The organism is Parapedobacter soli (genome assembly GCF_025460835.1).
Lineage (GTDB): Bacteria > Bacteroidota > Bacteroidia > Sphingobacteriales > Sphingobacteriaceae > Parapedobacter > Parapedobacter soli.
The window spans coordinates 62,636-82,481 of sequence record NZ_JAMXAY010000001.1 but is presented as its reverse complement, the minus strand read 5'-3'; the positions used below and the strand labels follow the sequence as shown (position 1 = coordinate 82,481).

The 19,846-nt window shown below is 50.4% G+C and carries 12 protein-coding genes and 1 pseudogene; all 13 read left to right on the top strand.

Annotation, left to right across the window (positions count from 1 at the left end; translation table 11 throughout):
* Nucleotides 1-167: 167 nt before the first annotated feature.
* The 13 genes and pseudogenes from NGM62_RS00390 (at nt 168) to NGM62_RS00325 (ending at nt 19,519) form a co-directional block, all read left to right on the top strand.
* Nucleotides 168-3,269, top strand: a complete 3,102-nt coding sequence (locus tag NGM62_RS00390) for a SusC/RagA family TonB-linked outer membrane protein (RefSeq protein ID WP_262245054.1) — start codon at nt 168-170, stop codon at nt 3,267-3,269.
* Between the two features lie 22 nt (nt 3,270-3,291).
* Nucleotides 3,292-4,869, top strand: a complete 1,578-nt coding sequence (locus NGM62_RS00385; RefSeq protein ID WP_262245053.1) for a RagB/SusD family nutrient uptake outer membrane protein — start codon at nt 3,292-3,294, stop codon at nt 4,867-4,869.
* Nucleotides 4,870-4,874: 5 nt separating this feature from the next.
* A complete protein-coding gene (locus NGM62_RS00380) occupies nt 4,875-6,803 on the top strand; it encodes an alkaline phosphatase (protein ID WP_262245051.1) in 1,929 nt (642 codons plus the stop codon).
* A 12-nt stretch (nt 6,804-6,815) separates the two neighbouring features.
* On the top strand, nt 6,816-8,282 hold the full coding sequence (locus NGM62_RS00375; protein ID WP_262245049.1) for a metallophosphoesterase: 1,467 nt from the start codon (nt 6,816-6,818) through the stop codon (nt 8,280-8,282).
* 96 nt (nt 8,283-8,378) lie between these two features.
* A pseudogene (locus tag NGM62_RS22135) lies at nt 8,379-9,319 on the top strand (class II fructose-bisphosphate aldolase).
* Nucleotides 9,320-9,357: 38 nt separating this feature from the next.
* On the top strand, nt 9,358-10,236 hold the full coding sequence (gene iolB, locus NGM62_RS00360) for a 5-deoxy-glucuronate isomerase (protein ID WP_262245042.1): 879 nt from the start codon (nt 9,358-9,360) through the stop codon (nt 10,234-10,236).
* Complete coding sequence (iolC, locus tag NGM62_RS00355) at nt 10,236-11,255, top strand: 5-dehydro-2-deoxygluconokinase (RefSeq protein ID WP_262245040.1); 1,020 nt, start codon at nt 10,236-10,238, stop codon at nt 11,253-11,255. The genes iolB and iolC overlap by 1 nt, the downstream gene beginning before the upstream one ends.
* A gap of 1 nt (nt 11,256) precedes the next feature.
* Complete coding sequence (iolD, locus tag NGM62_RS00350; RefSeq protein ID WP_262245038.1) at nt 11,257-13,113, top strand: 3D-(3,5/4)-trihydroxycyclohexane-1,2-dione acylhydrolase (decyclizing); 1,857 nt, start codon at nt 11,257-11,259, stop codon at nt 13,111-13,113.
* 31 nt (nt 13,114-13,144) lie between these two features.
* Nucleotides 13,145-14,746 carry a solute:sodium symporter family transporter gene (locus NGM62_RS00345; RefSeq protein WP_262245037.1) on the top strand — a complete coding sequence of 534 codons (1,602 nt, stop codon included), beginning with the start codon at nt 13,145-13,147 and terminating at the stop codon, nt 14,744-14,746.
* 14 nt (nt 14,747-14,760) lie between these two features.
* Nucleotides 14,761-16,236 carry a CoA-acylating methylmalonate-semialdehyde dehydrogenase gene (locus tag NGM62_RS00340; protein ID WP_262245035.1) on the top strand — a complete coding sequence of 492 codons (1,476 nt, stop codon included), beginning with the start codon at nt 14,761-14,763 and terminating at the stop codon, nt 16,234-16,236.
* A 4-nt stretch (nt 16,237-16,240) separates the two neighbouring features.
* Entirely contained in the window at nt 16,241-17,146 is a 906-nt protein-coding gene (locus NGM62_RS00335; protein WP_262245033.1) for a TIM barrel protein, read from the top strand.
* Nucleotides 17,147-17,172: 26 nt separating this feature from the next.
* On the top strand, nt 17,173-18,165 hold the full coding sequence (iolG, locus tag NGM62_RS00330) for an inositol 2-dehydrogenase (RefSeq protein ID WP_262245031.1): 993 nt from the start codon (nt 17,173-17,175) through the stop codon (nt 18,163-18,165).
* A 118-nt stretch (nt 18,166-18,283) separates the two neighbouring features.
* Nucleotides 18,284-19,519, top strand: a complete 1,236-nt coding sequence (locus NGM62_RS00325) for a glycoside hydrolase family 88 protein (protein ID WP_262245030.1) — start codon at nt 18,284-18,286, stop codon at nt 19,517-19,519.
* Nucleotides 19,520-19,846 lie beyond the last annotated feature (327 nt).

Below are 19,846 nucleotides of genomic sequence, written 5' to 3'. Positions count from 1 at the left end.
TATAGATTTAATATGCATGTGTAAAGGTACCGGTTTCAAAGAATTTTTATTAGACTGTTTTAATCTAATGCCAAGAGAAGCATAACACAGAATTAATGAAAAGTTAGAAGGCAGTGAATATACTTGTGCCGTGAAAAGCTAATATTAGTTATCAACAAATTATCGATATGAGAAAAATCTATTATCTTAACTTTTGTTTGCTGGTTGTTCTCGTCGCTTTGGGCGGTAGGGCGTATGCCCAAGAGAAGATAGTCGGCAAAGTCACCGAACAGAACTCAGGTGAGCCGCTGGCGGGTGTAACCGTTGCCGAAAAACATTCGAACAGGTCGACAGTAACGGATGAAGAGGGGGAGTATTCCATTGATGTGGGAGCCAATGCGATATTGGTTTTCTCCTATGTGGGGTTCCCCTCATTGGAGGAGCATGTGGATGGACGGTTGACCATTAACATCCAATTGGGAGGAGATGCTAATATGCTGGATGAGGTCGTGGCTATTGGTTACGGTTCAAATCGTAAGCAGGACCTTTCGGTGGCCGTATCGTCTGTCAGCGTGGATGATCGGTTCAAAGGTCGGCCAGCATCATTGGGCAACATCATTCAGGGCGAAATGCCGGGTGTGCGCGTGCAACAAAGCGGTGATCCTCGGGCTACGGATAACATCAGTATCCGCGGCCGTGGAAACCGGGCGGGCGATGGCGTACTGTATGTCGTAGACGGTGTTCCCAATGCACCATTTAACCCGGCAGACATTGAAACAGTGACGGTGCTGAAAGATGCCGCCTCATCTGCAATATACGGAGCATATGCCGGTTCCGGTGGGGTAATCGTGATCACGACGAAGAAGGCTAGGGCGGGAACGCTACGTGTGGATGCAAACGCTTGGAACGGTGTGCAGCAAGCGTGGCGGACACCCGAGGTGCTAACAGCGGAAGATTTCAATCGGGTGTGGAAGGATGCCTCTGCTGCGGCTGGCCGTAGTGTCCCAGCGACCTATGACCCGGATCAGTTTCCATATGGAAATGTAACCCGGACGGATTGGGTGGATGAGATTTTCCGGTCGGGTAGGATGCAGCATTATGACGTTACCATCAGCGGGGGTAGTGAATCGTTGAATGCGCTGGCATCATTGGCTTACGATGACGTAGATGGCACCCTATTGAATACGTGGAATAAGAACCTTACAGCCCGGTTGAACTTAGGTTTTAAATTCAATAACTGGGTAAGCCTGAACCAAAGTTTGCTTTACGGATACAGCAATGGACAAAGTGAGATCGGCTCGGGTCATACAGGTGCGGTATTCTCCGCTATGGCTTACCCACGTTTCAATGAAATGTACGAATACGATGATTTGGGAAACCAACTGCCGAGTGGGACCGTTCCGCGTTGGGCGCTGGCTGAAGGTTTCAGCGTAGAAGCGGATTTGTTAAACCCCGTGAGCCAATTGTTGAATACCCGGCAACATAATCCAACAAATCGTGTGTTTTCACTTTCCTCGCTGATTATAAAGCCAATCAATGGATTGGAATTCAAGTCTGACTTTTCCTACAATACCTCAAATTTCCGTGGTGAAAGCTTTACGGGTCGATTTACAGCACCAGGAAGGACAATCGACGAGAACTTCCGTAGCATAAGGTCGTTGTTCGATAAAAACTGGAACTGGGAGAATATCCTCTCTTATTCGAAAACATTCAACGGGAAACACTACCTGTCTGCCCTTGGTGCATTTACCATGAATTACTCGACTGAGCGAAGCCATAAAGTATATACGCGCGGCTACCAGTTCGAATATCCGCATTACGTCGTATTTGAAAACGCTGCGGATTGGAGTTCGGATAGGCCGGAGGAACTGATATGGGAAGAATCTATCATGTCTCAGCTTGCCCGCGTCTCGTATTCTTACGACGACCGTTACTTCCTCACGGGAAGTATCCGAAGGGATGCATCGTCTAAGCTGAACCCCAGTGACAACGCCGATGTCTTTCCAGCGGCTTCTGTGGCCTGGAAGGTGACCTCAGAACCGTTCATGCCGCAGAGCGATGCGGTGAGCTTCCTCAAAGTCCGCGCTAGTTGGGGGCAAGTGGGCAATGTTCGTTCGGTTCGCCGATTTATCTACGCACCGCCATATTCGTTGGGTGACGTAGGGGTATTCTTGGGTGAAAATACGAACAGGTGGATGTTTGGCTTGTATCAAGGCACCATTCCCAACCCCAACCTGAAGTGGGAGCGCACCGAACAGGCCAACTTAGGTGTGGACTTGGGATTCTTCAATAACAAACTGAATCTGACAGCGGATTATTTCAGCAAGAAGACGAAGGACCTGATTGAAAGCTTGCCAGTACCGTCCGTAGCGGGTGTAGCTTCACCTCCGGAGACGAATATCGGGCAGGTTGAGAATACAGGGTTTGAATTTTCATTGGCTTATAAACAACAGTTCGGCGATTGGCATGTGGATGTACGCGGTAATTTAGGAACCGTGAAAAATAAGGTGCTGAATATCGGCAAACGTACGCTGATTGCCCATAGTGAAGGCGTGAATTCCATGCAACCACTGCAATCAACCGTGGGGCAGCCCTGGTACTCGTATTACCTGATTGAGGCCAATGGGATTTTCCAGACCCAAGAAGAGATCAACAATTATACGTGGATGAATCCAGAAACCGGCGAGACTTCGCTGATTCAACCGTCAGCAAAACCGGGGGATATCCGGTTCGTGGATCACAATAATGATGGGATTATCAACGATGGCGACCGGCAATATATGGGCGCTTATGATTACCCGGATTTCTCCTATGGTTTTACCCTTGGTACCACTTGGAAAGGGTTCAGCCTGAGTATGTTTTGGCAAGGTGTTTCTGGCGTCAATGTGTTCAACGGTGTGAGAGCAATGTCTTCGTCGGGGTTGAAGGGTTGGAACATGACCACGGATATCCTGCAATCCTTCGAATATAATCCGAATTCCGGTATCCCTAGATTGTCGTTCATCGATGACCCGAACGGCAACTATTCGAAGGTGTCGTCGTACTTCTTGGAAAAGGCGGATTACCTGAGGTTGAAGAATGTAAACCTCGCTTATACACTGCCAAGCAGCTTGGTGGGCCGGATTGGTGGGACAGGGCAAACCAGCATACGGGTGTATGCCAATGCTGAAAACGTGTTAACGCTCACGGATTATTCGGCGTTTGACCCCGAGGTAGGTAACCTCGGAATCGATGGGGGTAGGTTTCCCGTATCGCGCATGTTCAGTTTAGGTATCAACGTTTCGTTTTAAGAAGCAATTAGCTGTTTTAAAGATGAAGAAGATTTTAATAATGACGTTTGCCCTCGTATTGGTGTTTACGTCTTGCAATGACTTTTTGGAATTCGAACCTTATGGACAACCTTCGGACTTGGGTAGCGTATCCGATGAGCAGGCCATGCAAACGGTCTACGCTCTTTACGAATGGCAGTACCGTGAGGGAACAATGGGCCGTGGTTTCTTTTGGTATGAAAATGCCAGCGACGATATGGTGACAGGTCGCACGCAGGCCGAAGCGGCCAATATCAAGAATTTTATAGATAATGGTTCGATGTCAAGAGATGTGCGGGACAATTGGCCCCGTATGTACCAAACCATTAACTACGCGAATCGGATTATTGCAGAAATACCTAATGCTACAAGTATTTCTGATGCTACAAAAAATATCGTCCTAGGTAATGCCTTTTTTTGGCGTGCGTTTGCTTACCTGTGGCTTGCTCCCTGGTATGGGGATGATGGTCCCAATGGGGGAATACCCATCGTGACAGAGGATACCCCAACCGAAGAAATCGATGTGCCACGGCCAGCCTCTGTGCTTGAAAATTACCGGATGGTCATCAACGATATGGAGCGCGCCTCGGAATACCTGCCTTATTTCGATGACATCCCTACAAGCGATTGGGGATTGGTGCATAAAACCGCAGCGTGGGGCTTTGCAGCTAGGGCAGCGCTGTATGCCGCCCAATTTGATGCCTCATTTTACGATGTGGCGATTTCGTACGCCGACAAGGTAATCAACTCGCAGAAGCACCGGTTGCTGGACAGCTATGCAGATGTGTTTGAAATCGAAAACAATTGGAGTACAGAATACATATACAGTGTGACGAGCAATGAAATCGATGGCTCGAAATGGCCGGGCATATCCTTCCAGAACGGAGGGTTTGGCTATTATAACACATGGGGGTATTTCCAGCCTACACTTGAGCTTTATAATGCGTTTGAGGAAGGTGATGAGCGGAGAGCAGCAACGATTGTGGCTCCTGGCGATCACGTGTCGTTTATCGGCAACGATATCATTTGGCAGGTCAATCCTGCGTCCACGTCGAGCCCAACGGGGATGACGCTGCGTAAATACCTCGCGCCATTCCGTGACGCTGATGCTATCGGAAAAACAGTTAACCCTGATGGTAACAACATGACCACCGATCTCAACATATCGTTAATGCGGTACGCCGAAATCTTGCTGATCAAGGCAGAAGCACTCATCTGGAAAAATGGGGAAGGCGATCCCGTAGCTAAAGAATTGATAGACGATATCCGTGAGCGGGCAGGTTTGGGACGTAATAGCCAGGCAACCAAAGCACAGCTAAAGAATGAACGACGCGTAGAGTTTGCTTTTGAATGGGGGGTATGGCGCCACCTTGACCTTGTTCGTTGGGGAGATGCGCAGACAACCTATGCGCAGCCGTTGCATGGTTTCAAAGTGAATTTGGCAAACGGCACAATTGCGTCGTTGGAAGAGGTAGAAGTATGGCCAGCAAGGCGGTTCAATCCGTCAATACACCATGTATTTCCGATCCCGGTAAGGGAAATTGCTACGAGTGAGAACCTGAAGCAAAATAACGGATATTGATGTCTATGAGATGCTTATTAGCATGGATATTCGTATCCTGCTGGGCAATACTCCAAGTAGCTGCCCAGCAGGATCGCGTTTTGATCCATGCACACAATGACTATCACCAGCGAGTGCCGTTTTATCAGGCATACTCGCAACAGGTCTATACCATCGAAGCCGACGTATTTGCAGTGGATGGAGCGGTATTGGTCGGCCATGACCGTGGGGAGTTACAACCTCATCGGACTTTGGAGGCATTGTACATCAAACCCATTGTAGACGTGTTCACCTCAAATGGAGGGCGGGCATGGGCTGCGTCATCGGATAGGTGCGTCCTCCTAATCGATCTGAAAACGCCTGCTACGGAAACCTTACAGCCAGTGGTCGATCTCCTCGCAAAATATCCGGACGTGTTTGATGAGACCGTAAACCCCTATGCGGTCACTGTAGTGATTTCCGGTGCTATGCCGGATCCCTTAGCGTTTGCTGATTTCCCGCGCTACATCTGGTTTGACGGGCGGCTTAACGTTCACTATACCGAGAGCCAGTTGGAACGTGTGGCGTTCATTAGCGCGCCGTTTTCCAGTTATGCGAAGTGGAACGGGAAAGGAGCATTGACAGACAAGGAGGGCAAACAGGTCGCTAAAGCGATTGACCAGGCCCATGGACTTGGCAAGAAAATCCGGTTTTGGGGCACACCTGATGGTATAACTGCTTGGAATACGTTATACAAAATGGGTGTGGATATCATCAATACGGATGAGATTGAGCGTTGTGCTGCGTTCTTTTCCAATTTTGACAGGAAAACATTCAGCCAGCAACGGCCTTTACAGGGCGGTGAAATCACGCGCGCAGAAAGATTGGATGTCACAACACGTGGTTTCAGAGGATTTGACGGGAAGGAAATGACGTTGTCGGCCGCTATTCCCGTATATATACCCCTTGGTGCAGTAGACGGAAGTAATGAACGTATCAGAAACGTTATTTTATTGATTGGCGACGGCATGGGGTTGGCGCAATTGCAGGCAGCCTATGCATTTAATAGGACGTTGAGTACACTGCTCATCCCCACCATTGGCCTGCAGGAAACCAGCGCCTTGGATGCATACACCACTGATTCAGCCGCGGGAGGTAGTGCATTGGCTACCGGTAAAAAAACGAAAAATCGCCACATCAGTGTAGATTCCGTGGGCCAGATTAACCCATCAATTACGGACTATGCGAATGACGCTGGAATGGTTTGCGGTGTGGTCACCGCAGGTAATGTGGCTGATGCGACACCTGCCGCCTTTTACGGACACGCGGCTGAGCGGGACGATAGCGATGCCTTGACCGCGTACCTGATGGACGGAAAATTGGATCTGCTTATTGGGAGCGGTAGGCGTGTGTTCAGCCACCGTAATGATGGCAGGGATCTTTGGAATGAGTTAAATGCACAATATCAGCTCGTGACCGATTTAGGGGAGTTGCCTAACTACGCCGAAAAAACCATTTGCATCGATGACCGATTTGGGAAAGCTGTGTCAGAAAAAAACATCAGGCTTTTGGCTGAGGCAACACAATCGGCCATTCTTCGCTTGGATGGGACGAGTGAAAAGGGTTTCTTCCTGATGGTGGAAGCGGCAAAGATTGACTACGCTGGCCATGCCAATTCGTTACCTGGATCCATTATGGAAACGTTGAGTTTCGATCTGGCTGTTGCCGAGGCATTGAAATTTGCTGATGAAGACGGCCAGACATTGGTGATTGTGACTGGTGACCACGAAACGGGTGGATTGACATTGATTGACGGAAATTGGGCGGAGGGCGAAATCACGGCCTTATACATGACGGATGATCATACGCCGTTGATGCTGCCGGTTTTCGCCTATGGGCCGGGGTCAGACGATTTCAAGGGTGTTTATCCAAATACGGCGATCTTTCATAAAATCAAGCAGGCTTTAGCACTTTAATTGTATACCATTATGAAGAGTATATTTTCAGCTGCAATCTTACTCGTTTTGCTTGCTTTCGGCTGCAAACAGGGTGATAACGGAAATAGTGGAGCTATCAAGCTTCGATTTAACAGCGATGGCCATTTCAAAATTGCGCAGTTCACAGATTTGCACTGGGAAGACGCTTCGCCGAATAGTGCCCGTACAAAGGAAGTGATCTTACATATACTAGCGGCAGAGCAGCCGGATTTGGCTATTGTTACCGGAGATGTGGTAACCGCCCCTCCAGCCGCGGAAGGATGGGAGTCTATAGCGAAGATTTTTGAAGAGGCAAAAATGCCTTGGGCATTGACCTTGGGCAACCACGATGACGAGGCAGGAATGACCCGGTCGGAGGTCTTCGAGGCGTTGAGTGGTGCCGCTTACTTCGTCGGTGAGGCGGGTCCGACCATCAGTGGTAGTGGAAATTATGTGCTTCCCATATTTGCGAGTGGGGCCGACGAAGTGAGGGCGCTGCTTTATTGTTTGGATACGCATAATCGGCCGTCGGCCCACAAATATGGCCATTATGATTGGGTGCATTTCGACCAGTTGGCTTGGTATCGCGAGCAAAGCAACCGATATACAGCGGAAAATAGGAATGGCCCTTTGCCGGCCTTGGCTTTTTTTCATATACCGATTAAAGAATTCGAGGAAATTCATCAGAAAGAAAACACGTTTGGTACGGCCAATGAAGGCGTTGCCTCGTCGGATATCAATTCTGGGTTATTCGCCTCTTTTCTCGAGATGCAGGACGTCATGGGAGCGTTTGTGGGGCACGATCACAATAATGATTATATCGGCATGCGTTATGACATTGCGTTGGCCTTTGGGCGGACAACGGGCATCGACGCATATGGCGATTTGCAGCGCGGTGGCCGAATCATTAAATTGTACGAAGGGGAGCGCCGCTTTGATACTTGGGTTCGTACACCAAGCGTGAAGGAACTTGTTTATTATTATCCATCGGGCCTTTCGGCCGATGAAGAAGACGCGATGAATTACCTCCTCCCTAAGCCCGTCAACAATCCAAGCCAAGGGCTCCGTTACCGATATTACGAAGGTGGGCGACTGAAGCAATTGGCTGATACCTCACGAAACGCCAAACTGGTCCACGTCGGTACTACAGAACATCTTTCGCTTGACGTTGCTACCGCTAGGGACTCCTTTGCTATTGTGTTTAAGGGATTGATTAAAATTCCAAGTCGAGGAGTCTATCGGTTTTACACGTATTCTGACGACGGTTCTCAACTCTCGATTGGCGGGCATCTGGTTGTTGATAATGATGGCTCGCATAACGCCCGGCGAAAGGATGGTAAGGTAGCACTCGAAGCAGGGTATCACGATTTTGAACTGGCGTATTTTGAGGATTATATGGGTGAAGTGCTTGAAGTGGGATATGCAAGCCGATTAATTTCCGAACGTGTTTTGCCGGATAGCATATTATTTGTGCCCTAACAACCAGTGAAGATGTAACGCAAACCTTTGCGTCTTTTCATCTTGACTGTCCATCTAAATTGTCGTTGTATTGTAGAACCAACGGTCTGAAGCTAGATGATGATATCGCCACATACCCTATTTAAAGAATGCTATGGCAAATATGCTGTTGCGGCGATTAATGTCTTTACCATGGAGCAAGTCTTGGCGGTGTTCCGGGCCGCCGACACGAGTCGGTCACCGGTCATTATCCAAACCACGCCAGTCGCTCGCGATTACGCTACGCCCGAGGTATTAACAGCGATGATCACATCGGCGGCTCGGGTGTATCCCGATGTGGTGTTTACGCTCCATTTAGACCACGGTAATGAAGCGCATATCGCTAACGCTCTTGGCAGCGGGCAATACGGTTCCCTGATGATCGATGCGTCGCATGATCCATTGAAGCAGAACATTAGCCGCACACGTGAAGTGGTTTCGATGGCACACAAAAAAACGTGTTTGTTGAAGCCGAATTGGGGGTGTTGAGCGGAATTGAAGATCATCTACAGGTCTCGGAATCCGAATCAAAATATACCCGACCGGAGGATGCTGCTTATTTTGTGAAAAGTACAGGGTGTGATAGCTTGGCGGTAGCCGTAGGGACCAGTCACGGGGCTTACAAGTTTTCTGGCGATCAAGGGATTCGTTTCGATATCTTACATGCCATCCAACAGCAATTACCCGGCTTCCCACTGGTTTTGCATGGCGGGTCATCGGTAGATCCAGATGAACTGGCCCGGATTAATGCGGCCGGGGGGCAAATGCATCGGGGCGCACGTGGCGTGTCAGACGAGGAGCTTCTGCGGGCTACGGCCTATGGCATCTGCAAGGTAAACGTCGCTACTGATCTGCGGGTGCTTTGGACAAGGGTGCATCGTGAATTCTTTGCGGCTCACCCCGAACAATTTGATCCGATTGTGCCAGGTAGGATGTATGTTGAAGCGTTGGAAAAACTGTGCGTCGAAAAATTTGAAAAATTAGGGGCCGCGGGAAAAGCAGTAGCTTTCCTCAAATAAGCGCGGCCGTTACTGACTTAATAAAAGAATTCATTGAAATGAAACAGGATCAACAATGCGGGCTTTTGGCCAAACCGGATGATGCCACCTCGGTTTACCAACACATCAGCCGGGAAGACGCTGGGTGGCAATACCTCAATTTTGCTGCAAGGACGATGCAGCGGGGTGAGGTGTGGCAGGATGATACCGGAGACAACGAGTATGCCATCATCTTGTTAGGGGGTAATTATCGAGTGAATACGGATAAAGGAAGCTGGCAGACCCTTAACGGAAGGAAGGATGTTTTTTCGGGCATGGCCCATTCGCTTTACCTGCCGCGCCATACGTCCTTCGAATTCGTTGCCGAAAGTGATGTGTTGGACATCGCCTATGGGTGGTGCGAGACAGACCGTGATTTTTCGCCAGTATTAAAGCAGCCCCAAGACGTACAGATAGAAATACGCGGTGGTGATAACGCCACCCGACAAATCAACGATTTGCTGGGGCCAGGATTTCCCTGCCACCGATTAGTCGCTGTTGAGGTCTACACCCCATCGGGCAACTGGAGCTCATACCCAGCCCATAAGCACGATGAGCGTATTGTTGATGAAAATGGACAGTTAGTGGAGGCTCGGTTGGAAGAGACGTATTTCTATAAAATCAGTAAACCCCAGGGGTATGCCATCCAGCAGATATACACCGGCGATGGCAGCCTAAATGAAATCGCCTTAGCCCGGCATAACGACGTAGTGCTGGTACCTAAAGGTTACCATCCAGTGGTAGCCGGCCATGGCTATGATGTATATTACCTCAACTTCCTAGCGGGCTCGGATCAATCGCTGGCCAACACACCCGATCCGGACCATGAGTGGATATTCGGTACGTGGAAGGGTAGGGATGAGCGGATTCCAATGGTAACCGCAAAAATGAATGGATAATGGATGGCAAATTAAAAGCATATGACGTGCTCACGGTGGGGCGTTCATCAATAGACCTCTATTCGCAGAACATCGGGGCTGAGTTTATAGCCATTAAAGGGTTTGATGCCTTCGTTGGGGGATCTCCGTTGAATATTGCCACCGGTTGCAGCCGGTTGGGACTCCGAGCGGCACTCCTTACGGGTGTGGGCGACGACAAAGTAGGCGACTTCATTTTAAATTTTCTGGAAAAGGAAAAGGTGGAAACGGCCTTTATTCCCCGCATAGCCGGCGCGCGGAGCAGTGCCGTGTTGCTGGGCATACAGCCGCCAGATACCTTTCCACTTGTATTTTACCGCAACAATGCGGCAGATTCGCAGATTACCATCGATCATGTGAATGCTATAGACATGGCGAGTGTGCGGCTGATTGAACTGTCAGGCACGGCATTGAATATCGAGCCGAGCCGCAGCGCAGTCTTCCATGCGGCTGAACGTGCTAAAGCACACGGCGTGACCACCCTGCTCGACATTGATTTCCGGGCAGACCAATGGGCAGACATCCGATCGTTTGGCGTAATGGTACGGGCGTTGCTCCCCAATATCCAGGTGGCAATCGGTACCGAGGAAGAGCTCTTGGCAGCGATGTTGGAGGATGCCTCGCAGGTGACGATTGAACACCAGCAGATTTCTGCTCCTACCGTCAAAGGCGATATCGATAAAGCGATTGAGGGGGTTTTGGCGTTGGGTGTGGAAGTATTAGTGGTGAAACGAGGTGCAACAGGTGCAACCGTATATGATAACAAAGGGAATAAGATAGATGTACCCGGATTTCCGGTGGTGCCGCTAAACATCTTAGGAGCAGGTGATGCGTTTGCTTCCGGGTTTATTTACGGCTACCTTAACGGGTGGGACCTGTACAAGTCGTGCCGCATGGGTAACGCGAGTGGAGCACAGGTGGTACTGCAACCTGGTTGCGCCAATTTCATGCCTACACTGGACGAGTCAATGGTATTCATCGAAAAACATGGAGGATTTTAACATGAGGTTGACTACTTCCCAAGCACTTATCCGATTTCTCGACCAGCAATACGTGGAACGGGATGGTGTGCAACATAAATTCTTTGCCGGTTGTTTCGGTATATTCGGACATGGCAACGTGGGTGGAATAGGCCAAGCGCTATTTGACTACCCTGCATTCACCTATTACCAATCACGCAATGAGCAGGCCATGGTCCATACCGCCGCGGCCTATAGCCGTATGAGAAACCGCCTGTCTACATTTGCTTGCACCTCGTCCATTGGTCCGGGGGCGACCAATATGCTGACGGCTGCTGCAGCGGCCACCATCAACCGGCTTCCGGTATTATTGCTTCCGGGCGATATTTTTGCTAGCCGGCATGTGGACCCTGTGTTGCAGCAACTCGAATTTACGGCATCGGCAGATGTCTCGGTCAACGATTGTTTCCGGCCCGTATCCCGGTTTTGGGACCGCATTAACCGGCCCGAGCAGCTAATCGCTTCGTTGATGCAGGCAATGCGGGTATTGGTGTCACCAGCGGAGACAGGTGCAGTGACTCTTTGTTTACCGCAAGACGTGCAGGCAGAGGCCTATGATTTTCCCAACGAATTGTTCGAAAGAAGGGTGTGGTATATCCCACGACCCTTACCTGACGCAGAATTGATACAACGAGCTGTTGCACGGATCCGTGCGGCCAAGAGGCCAATGATCGTGGCCGGTGGCGGGGTAATCTATGGAGAAGCCACCGATGCGCTCCGTGCGTTCGTACACGCCACTGGTATTCCCGTTGCAGAGACTTTTGCCGGCAAAGGGTCCCTGCCTTATAATGACCCCCATCAGTTAGGCGCCATGGGGGCAACGGGCACGGAAGGGGCGAATGCGGTTAGCGGAGAGGCGGATTTGGTGATTGGTATCGGTACGCGGTACAGTGATTTTACCACCGCGTCCAAAACGGCCTTTCAAAGCTCAGATGTGTGCTTTATCAATATCAATGTTGCAGAGTTTGACGCCCACAAACAAGCGGGCTTGGCCCTCACCGGCGATGCGCGTGCCACGCTGGAGGCATTAACAGACCGCTTGGCCGACTACAGCGTGGACACGGCCTACCGAGACCGGGTAGCGGCCTATAATCACAGCTGGGATGAAAAAGTAGCATTGGCTTATGAGCCGGAAAGCGACCAACGACTCTCGCAAGCGGAGGTTATCGGCTTGGTCAATGATTTTGCGGCACCCAAAGATGTGGTGGTATGTGCTGCCGGCAGCCTGCCCGGCGATTTGCATAAGCTTTGGCGCACACGCGACCCCAAGGGCTTCCATCTCGAATACGGGTACTCGTGTATGGGATATGAAATTGCCGGTGGACTAGGGGTCAAGATGGCCGATCGTGGGCGCGAGGTGTATGTGATGGTAGGCGATGGAAGCTACCTGATGATGTCGTCGGAAATCGTGACCTCCATACAGGAAGACTACAAGCTCACCATCATCCTAATCAATAACCACGGATTCGCGAGCATCGGTGGCTTGTCCAGATCGCTGGGTACCGAAGGTTTCGGCACCCAATATAGGGCACGAGACGAAGGGTCGGGGCAGTTGGATGGCCAGCTGCTGCCGGTAGACCTTGCCAAGAATGCAGAAAGTCTGGGTGCTACGGTCATCCGTGCATCTGACGCGGCTTCCTTTGGCAAGGCGCTGGAACAGGCTAAGGCTAACGGAACGACCACCGTGGTCTATGTAGAAACCGGACCCGAGCGGAAGATGGCTGGTTATGGCCACGCATGGTGGGAAGTACCGCTCGCTGCGGTATCCGGGACTGCCGGCGTACAGCAAGCCTACGAGCAGTCCGTGAGCCAAAAGGAAAAACAACGCCGTCATTTATAAAATGTGTGTACACTAGCCATAACCGTTGCTTATGTTTGAATCTTCATCGTCCCTAATTGCCATTATTAGTTTCGTAGGGTTTACCCTATTTGTGGGTATCTATGCTTGGCTCCGCATGCGTAAGGACAACCTGAGTACGCAAGATGGCTATTTCCTTGGGGGTCGGAGCCTGACGGGGCCGGTAATCGCCGCCTCCATGATTATGACGAACATCTCGACTGAACACCTGGTCGGTATGAACGGTTCGGCCTATAAAAACGGATTTATCATCATCGCTTGGGAGGTGACCTCCGCCTTGGCGCTTATCGCAGCGGCGGTGTATTTTGTGCCTAAGTACTTGCGGATGGGGCTTACCACCATACCGGAATACTTGGAAAGGCGATTCGACAAGGGCACTCGTTCGTTGATTGCACTGTTTTTATTGGTTTCTTTTGCCGTGACCCTATTGCCGATTGTTTTATACACGGGGGCCATCAACCTGGAAAGTATTTTCAATATTTCGGAAGTATTGGGTGTGAGCCGAGAGACCGGCCTTTGGATTACGGTGGTGGTGGTGGGATGTATCGGTGCTGCCTATGCCATCATTGGCGGCCTGAAAGCAGTTTCTGTTTCGGACGTTATTTACGGTTATGGATTGCTTTTCGGTGGCTTGCTGATACCTGTTTTGGCACTCATCTATATCGGTGATGGGAATCCACTGAACGGTTTGGCCCGCGTTTTCGAACACAGTCCAGAAAAATTCAACGTTATCGGCACAGAAGATTCGGTGATGCCATTCAGTACGCTTTTCACCGGACTAGTGATTAACCAGCTATACTTCTGGTGCATGAATCAAACGATTGTTCAGCGGGTGCTGGGTGCGAAAAATCTTAAGGAAGCGCAAAAAGGGCTATTATATACCGGCCTGCTGAAGATCCTCGTTCCTTTCATTATTGTCTTGCCCGGTGTAATCGGTTATTATTATTTCAGCGATGCCTTTTATGACAATCAAGACATGGTATACCCCGAGTTGGTCAAAAGAATCCTGCCGATGCCGCTCTTGGGGCTTTTTGCTGCGGTAATCATGGGTGCCGTACTCAGTACGTTCAATGCGGTGCTCAACAGTGCGTCGACCATTTTCAGTATCGATGTATATAAGCGGATGATCAGAACAGGGGCACCGGAAAAGAAGCTGGTGACTATGGGGCGGATGGTGGCGACCTTACTCGCCATAACTTCTATCGTGGCGGCACCTTTTGTGGCTAATGCACCCGAGGGGCTGTTCCAATTGCTGCAGGAACTGAACGGTATCTTTTTTATCCCTATCGCGTCCATCATGATCGGCGGTTTTTTTTTCAAGCGTATTTCGGCTGCCGGGGCCAAAGCGGCCCTGTTTACCGGGTTAATTTTTTACGTGTTGTGCACATTCATCTTAAAGGTGGATATTCACTTCATACATATCTGGGGAATCGAGTTTTTGCTGAATATGGGCGTCATGTTCGGGGTATCCCGGCTTTACCCGGCACAGACCACGGCGGTTGCTCCGCTGGATACCACAGCTGTACCGATGGAGGCGTGGCGGTATACCAAGCCTTTTGCAATCACGCTGGTAGTTATTACGCTGGTGATTTACATCTTATTGGGAAATGTTTAAAATAGGAATAGTTCATGGAAATATTACAGAATTACATCAATGGGCACTGGCAGGCAAGCCGGGAGCGCCAAGCCATCGATATCATAAATCCGGCTACCCAGGCACCAATGGGACGAGTGCCGCACGGAGACGATACGGCTGCCGATGTGGGGGATGCGGTGGAAGCGGCATTGCGTGCCCAAGCGGATTGGGCAGCTGTGCCCGTAATGCAGCGGGTGCAACCCTTGTACCGGTTGAAGGTATTATTAGAGCAGCATTTGGACGAACTGGCAGAGACCATTACGAATGAATGCGGTAAGACCAAAGCGGAGTCGATTGGCGAACTGCAGCGTGCCATAGAAAATGTAGAAACGGCGTGTGCCGCACCGACGCTGTTGCAAAGTGAATTCTCGGAAAATATAACGCGGGGCATTGATGAGTTTGTCATACGCCAGCCAGTGGGTGTGTGTGCGGGTATCGTACCGTTCAATTTCCCGGGAATGATCGCCTTTTGGTTTCTGCCGTATGCGATTGCATGCGGCAACAGCTTTATCATTAAGCCGTCGGAAAAGGTGCCGCTAACGATGCAGAAGGTAATGCAGTTAATCGACCAAATCGGGTTGCCCCCGGGTGTGGTCAATTTGGTGCACGGCGGGAAGGCATCGGTAGATGCAATACTGGAACATCCGGGGATAAAAGCAATCAGTTTTGTGGGTTCCACCCGTGTGGCCCGGTATATTTATGCCAAGGGAGCACAATATGGCAAGCGCGTGCAGGCGCAAGGGGGAGCGAAAAATCCGGTGGTTGTCCTTCCAGATGCGGATTTGGATACAACCTCCCGAATCGTCACCGATAGTGTGTACGGGTGCGCAGGGCAACGTTGCCTGGCGGCTTCGAATATTTTGGTGGTAGGCGATGAGCAGGGACGTGTGAAGGACGCCTTGTACGAAGCGGCCAAAAGCAGGAAGACAGGGTATGGCCTACTGGATGACGTGGAAATGGGGCCGGTGATTTCTACTGAGAGCAAAGCCCGGATCGAACAGCTTATCGAACAAGGGGTGCACGAAGGCGCGAATTTGCTGCTGGACGGCCGGAATGCAGCGATCGAAGGTTTTGAAACGGGTAACTTCATTAAGCCCACTATATTGGAAAATGTGCCGCTGGGTGGAGAAATCATACAGACCGAGATATTCGGACCGGTGATGAGCCTCATTAACTTGCCTACGGTCGATGCTGCACTGGAGTTCATCAATCGTAACCACTACGGCAACATGGCGTGCTTGTTTACGAGCAGCGGTGCCAATGCGCGGAAGTTTCGTAGCGAGGTCAACGCAGGGAATGTCGGCATAAATATCGGTGTGGCTGCGCCGATGGCACAATTCCCCTTCAGTGGTTGGAACGATAGCTTCTTTGGCGACCTGCATGGTCAAGGAAGACATGCCATCGAATTTTTCACACAGACCAAGGTAGTCATCGAGCGGTGGCCAAAAGAATGGTCACGAAAATTTTAACGGTATGGAAGGAATAAAAGTAGCGAACGCGCCTTGTTCTTGGGGAGCATTGGAATTTGATCTCGAGGCGGAGGCACCAGACCATCTGCAGGTGTTGCGGGAAATCAGGGAAACCGGTTATGTGGGAACCGAATTGGGCGACTGGGGATTTATGCCCACGGAGCCCGCTGCGCTCAAGGAGGTCGTCAGCCGGTTCCAGTTGGATCTCGTGGGTGCATTTGTACCGGTGCCGTTGGTACAAAAGGGTGCCCACCAGAGAGGTGTGGCGAATGCCCTGCGGGTAGCGGGATTGATGGCTGACGCGGATTATACGGATGCTTTTATTGTGCTTGCCGATGATAATGGGACGGTTCCTTTACGTACAGCCTACGCGGGGCGTATAACCCCGGCAATGGGTTTGGATGAGCGCCAATGGGAGACGTTCGCCCAAGGCGCAATGCAAGTGGCACAGGCGGTGAAAGAAGAATACGGGATGCGCACAGTATTCCACCACCATTGTGGCGGTTATGTGGAAACGCCCCAAGAACTCGACACCCTGATGTCATTGACCGATCCGCAACTGCTTGGTCTCTGCTTCGATACGGGGCATTACGCCTTTGGCGGTGGCAATCCCATGGCTGCGGTCAATCAGTACGGAAATCGTATTTGGCACGTGCACTTCAAAGATTATGCCGCGCAAGTCGGTGCGGCATCGGGCGCAAACGAGTGGGATTATTTCGAATCGGTGAAGCGGGGCGTGTTTTGTGAATTGGGAAAGGGAGTGGTAGATTTCGGTGCCATATTGGCAACACTTGGTGCCGATGGCTATAACGGATGGATTGTGGTGGAGCAGGATGTATTGCCAGGGATGGGGGCACCAAAAATATGTGCCAATAATAATCGAGCTTATTTAAGACAATTAGGACTATAATACATTGCCATTAAAACAAACAGTTTATGCAACTGAAAATCGGGATTATCGGCCTTGGCCGGATTGGTAAAATACACTATAACAATATCACCCAGCAAATACCAGAGGCTGAGGTGGTGATGGTCGCTGATGTATGCCATGATGCATTACCGACACACGTGCGGCACACGGAGGCCGATAAACTCATTGACGACCCAAGGGTTGATGCAGTCGTTATCTGTTCGCCCACGGACACCCATGCCGATTACGTAGAGCGGTGTGCCCGCATGGGCAAGCATGTATTCTGCGAAAAGCCACTTGACCTTTCGCTCACGCGCATCGAGCAGACGCTGACCATCGTAAAGCAAAGTCGCATCAAACTGATGCTGGGCTTCAACCGGCGGTTTGATGCGAATTTCATGAAGTTGCGCTCGCTGGTCTGTGAAGGGAAAATTGGCACTGTACATATGGTAAAAATAACCAGCCGCGACCCGGCACCACCATCGTTGGCCTATCTGCAAAGTTCCGGGGGGCTGTTTATGGACATGGCTATCCATGATTTCGACATGGCACGGTATATCACGGGTAAAGAGGTAGTGCAAGTATATGCTGCGGCTGCTACACTCACCGGAGGAGCAGTGGCAACTGCAGGCGATATAGATACGACCGTAGTGACATTGACCTTTGAAGACGGTTCCATGGCGGTGATCGATAATAGTCGGCAAGCGGTATATGGGTATGACCAACGGCTGGAAGTTTTCGGCTCCGAGGGAATGGCGTTGGTAGATAACAACAAGCCGGACAACCATGTGTATTACCATAGCGGTGGGGCGCAATCATCACTGCCGCTGCACTTTTTTATGGACCGCTATACCACATCATACCTCACGGAGATGCAGGCTTTCATCAAAGCCGTGCGGGATGACCTTGAGATACCGGTGAGGGGCGATGATGGGCTGAAAGCGGCGATGATTGCGGTGGCTGCTCAGCGATCGTTTGAACAAAACGTACCGATTATGCTCAGTGAAGTGGCTACGTAAGCGACATCAGCCGAAGATAGCTGACGTAAACGTTTGCACATTTGCCTGCAAAAGCCTACTTTTGGTCGCTTAACCAATATTATGTGATAAACTGATGGTCGCTTCTTTAAAATATGTTATGTTAGCCCTTGTGGTGGTAACGGTGGTTGCTTCGGCATGCCAGAGTCAATCCAGGGAACCCAGTGATAGTTTGCAGCTCAGCCCTGAATTTATCAATGAGCAGCTCGATGATGCCGTTGCCCAGATAAAAGTTTTGGCTGATAGCGTGCCTACCGACCGAATGCCTCGGACTTTCCAAGGCGATACCAGCGTGTTTTCGAATACAGAATGGTGGACATCGGGCTTCTATCCCGGCTCATTGCTATACCTATATGAATATTCAGGGGATGAGGAATTGCTACAGTTAGCCAAAGACAAGCTGGCTATCCTTGAGAAAGAAAAGTATAACAAAGGGACCCACGATCTGGGCTTCATGCTATATTGCAGTTTTGGCAATGCACTCCGGCTTACCGGTGATACAGCCGCGTATGAAGAAATATTGCTTACCGGTGCGGAGTCATTGATTAGCCGGTATAACCCTACGGTCAAAGCCATACGCTCGTGGGAAGGGTGGACCTACCCGGTCATCATCGATAACATGATGAACTTGGAGTTCCTTACCCAAGTATCCAAGCTGAGCGGTGACCCCAAGTACCGTGATATCGCCGTGACGCACGCCAACACGACGATGAAAAATCACTACCGACCGGACCACAGCTCGTATCATGTGATTGATTACAATCCAGTGGATGGCAGTATCGTGGGTAGAAAAACAGCCCAAGGTGCGTTTGATGAGTCGGCCTGGGCACGCGGGCAAGCCTGGGGATTGTATGGCTATGTAATGATGTATCGCGAAACGGGTGATGAGACGTACCTTGATTTCGCGAAGCAGATTGCGTCGTTTATCCTGGACCATCCCAATATGCCCGCCGACCTGGTGCCTTTTTGGGATTTTAATGCGCCTGATCTCCCTGAGGACAGTCCTTATGCGACAACATATAAAACCTACCGGGATGCCTCGACGGCATCAATATTGGCTTCGGCATTAATCGAATTCAGCACCCAAATAAAAGGCGATGAAGGCCATGATTATCTGGCCCAAGCGGAAAAAATCCTTCAAAGCCTCTCATCTCCATCCTATAAAGCGGAAATCGGCACAAATGGCGGTTTCATCCTGCTGCATAGTGTGGGGTCTATACCACATGGCAGCGAAATCGATGTGCCACTTACCTACGCCGATTACTACTATATCGAAGCGCTGATGCGTTATAGAAGGTTGCTAGAAGGGCAGCCCCTGCTTGGGGGCGCCCCATAGCCCGATCTCTGCAGCAAGCGTTATGTCCTATCCATGCGTTCCCCGTGGGATATCCCTATGATATCCCACCATACCTCGGCAAAAATGCCTAAAGACGGCGTTTCAACGGGAGACCATCGGGAAACTATGGGGAGAAGTATTACTACTGTAGGCAAAGCATAGGAGGGGGTGCGGGCAGACAAAAGGGCGCAGATATGGAAAATAAAAAAATAATTTACTAACTGTTTGATACTTACTGTAAGTTTCCTATCTTTGCCGTCCCTTTTGAGGGGATGGTATGTCTTGAACGAAGCCCTACTGCTTCGATGGACGTTAATAGAATAATAA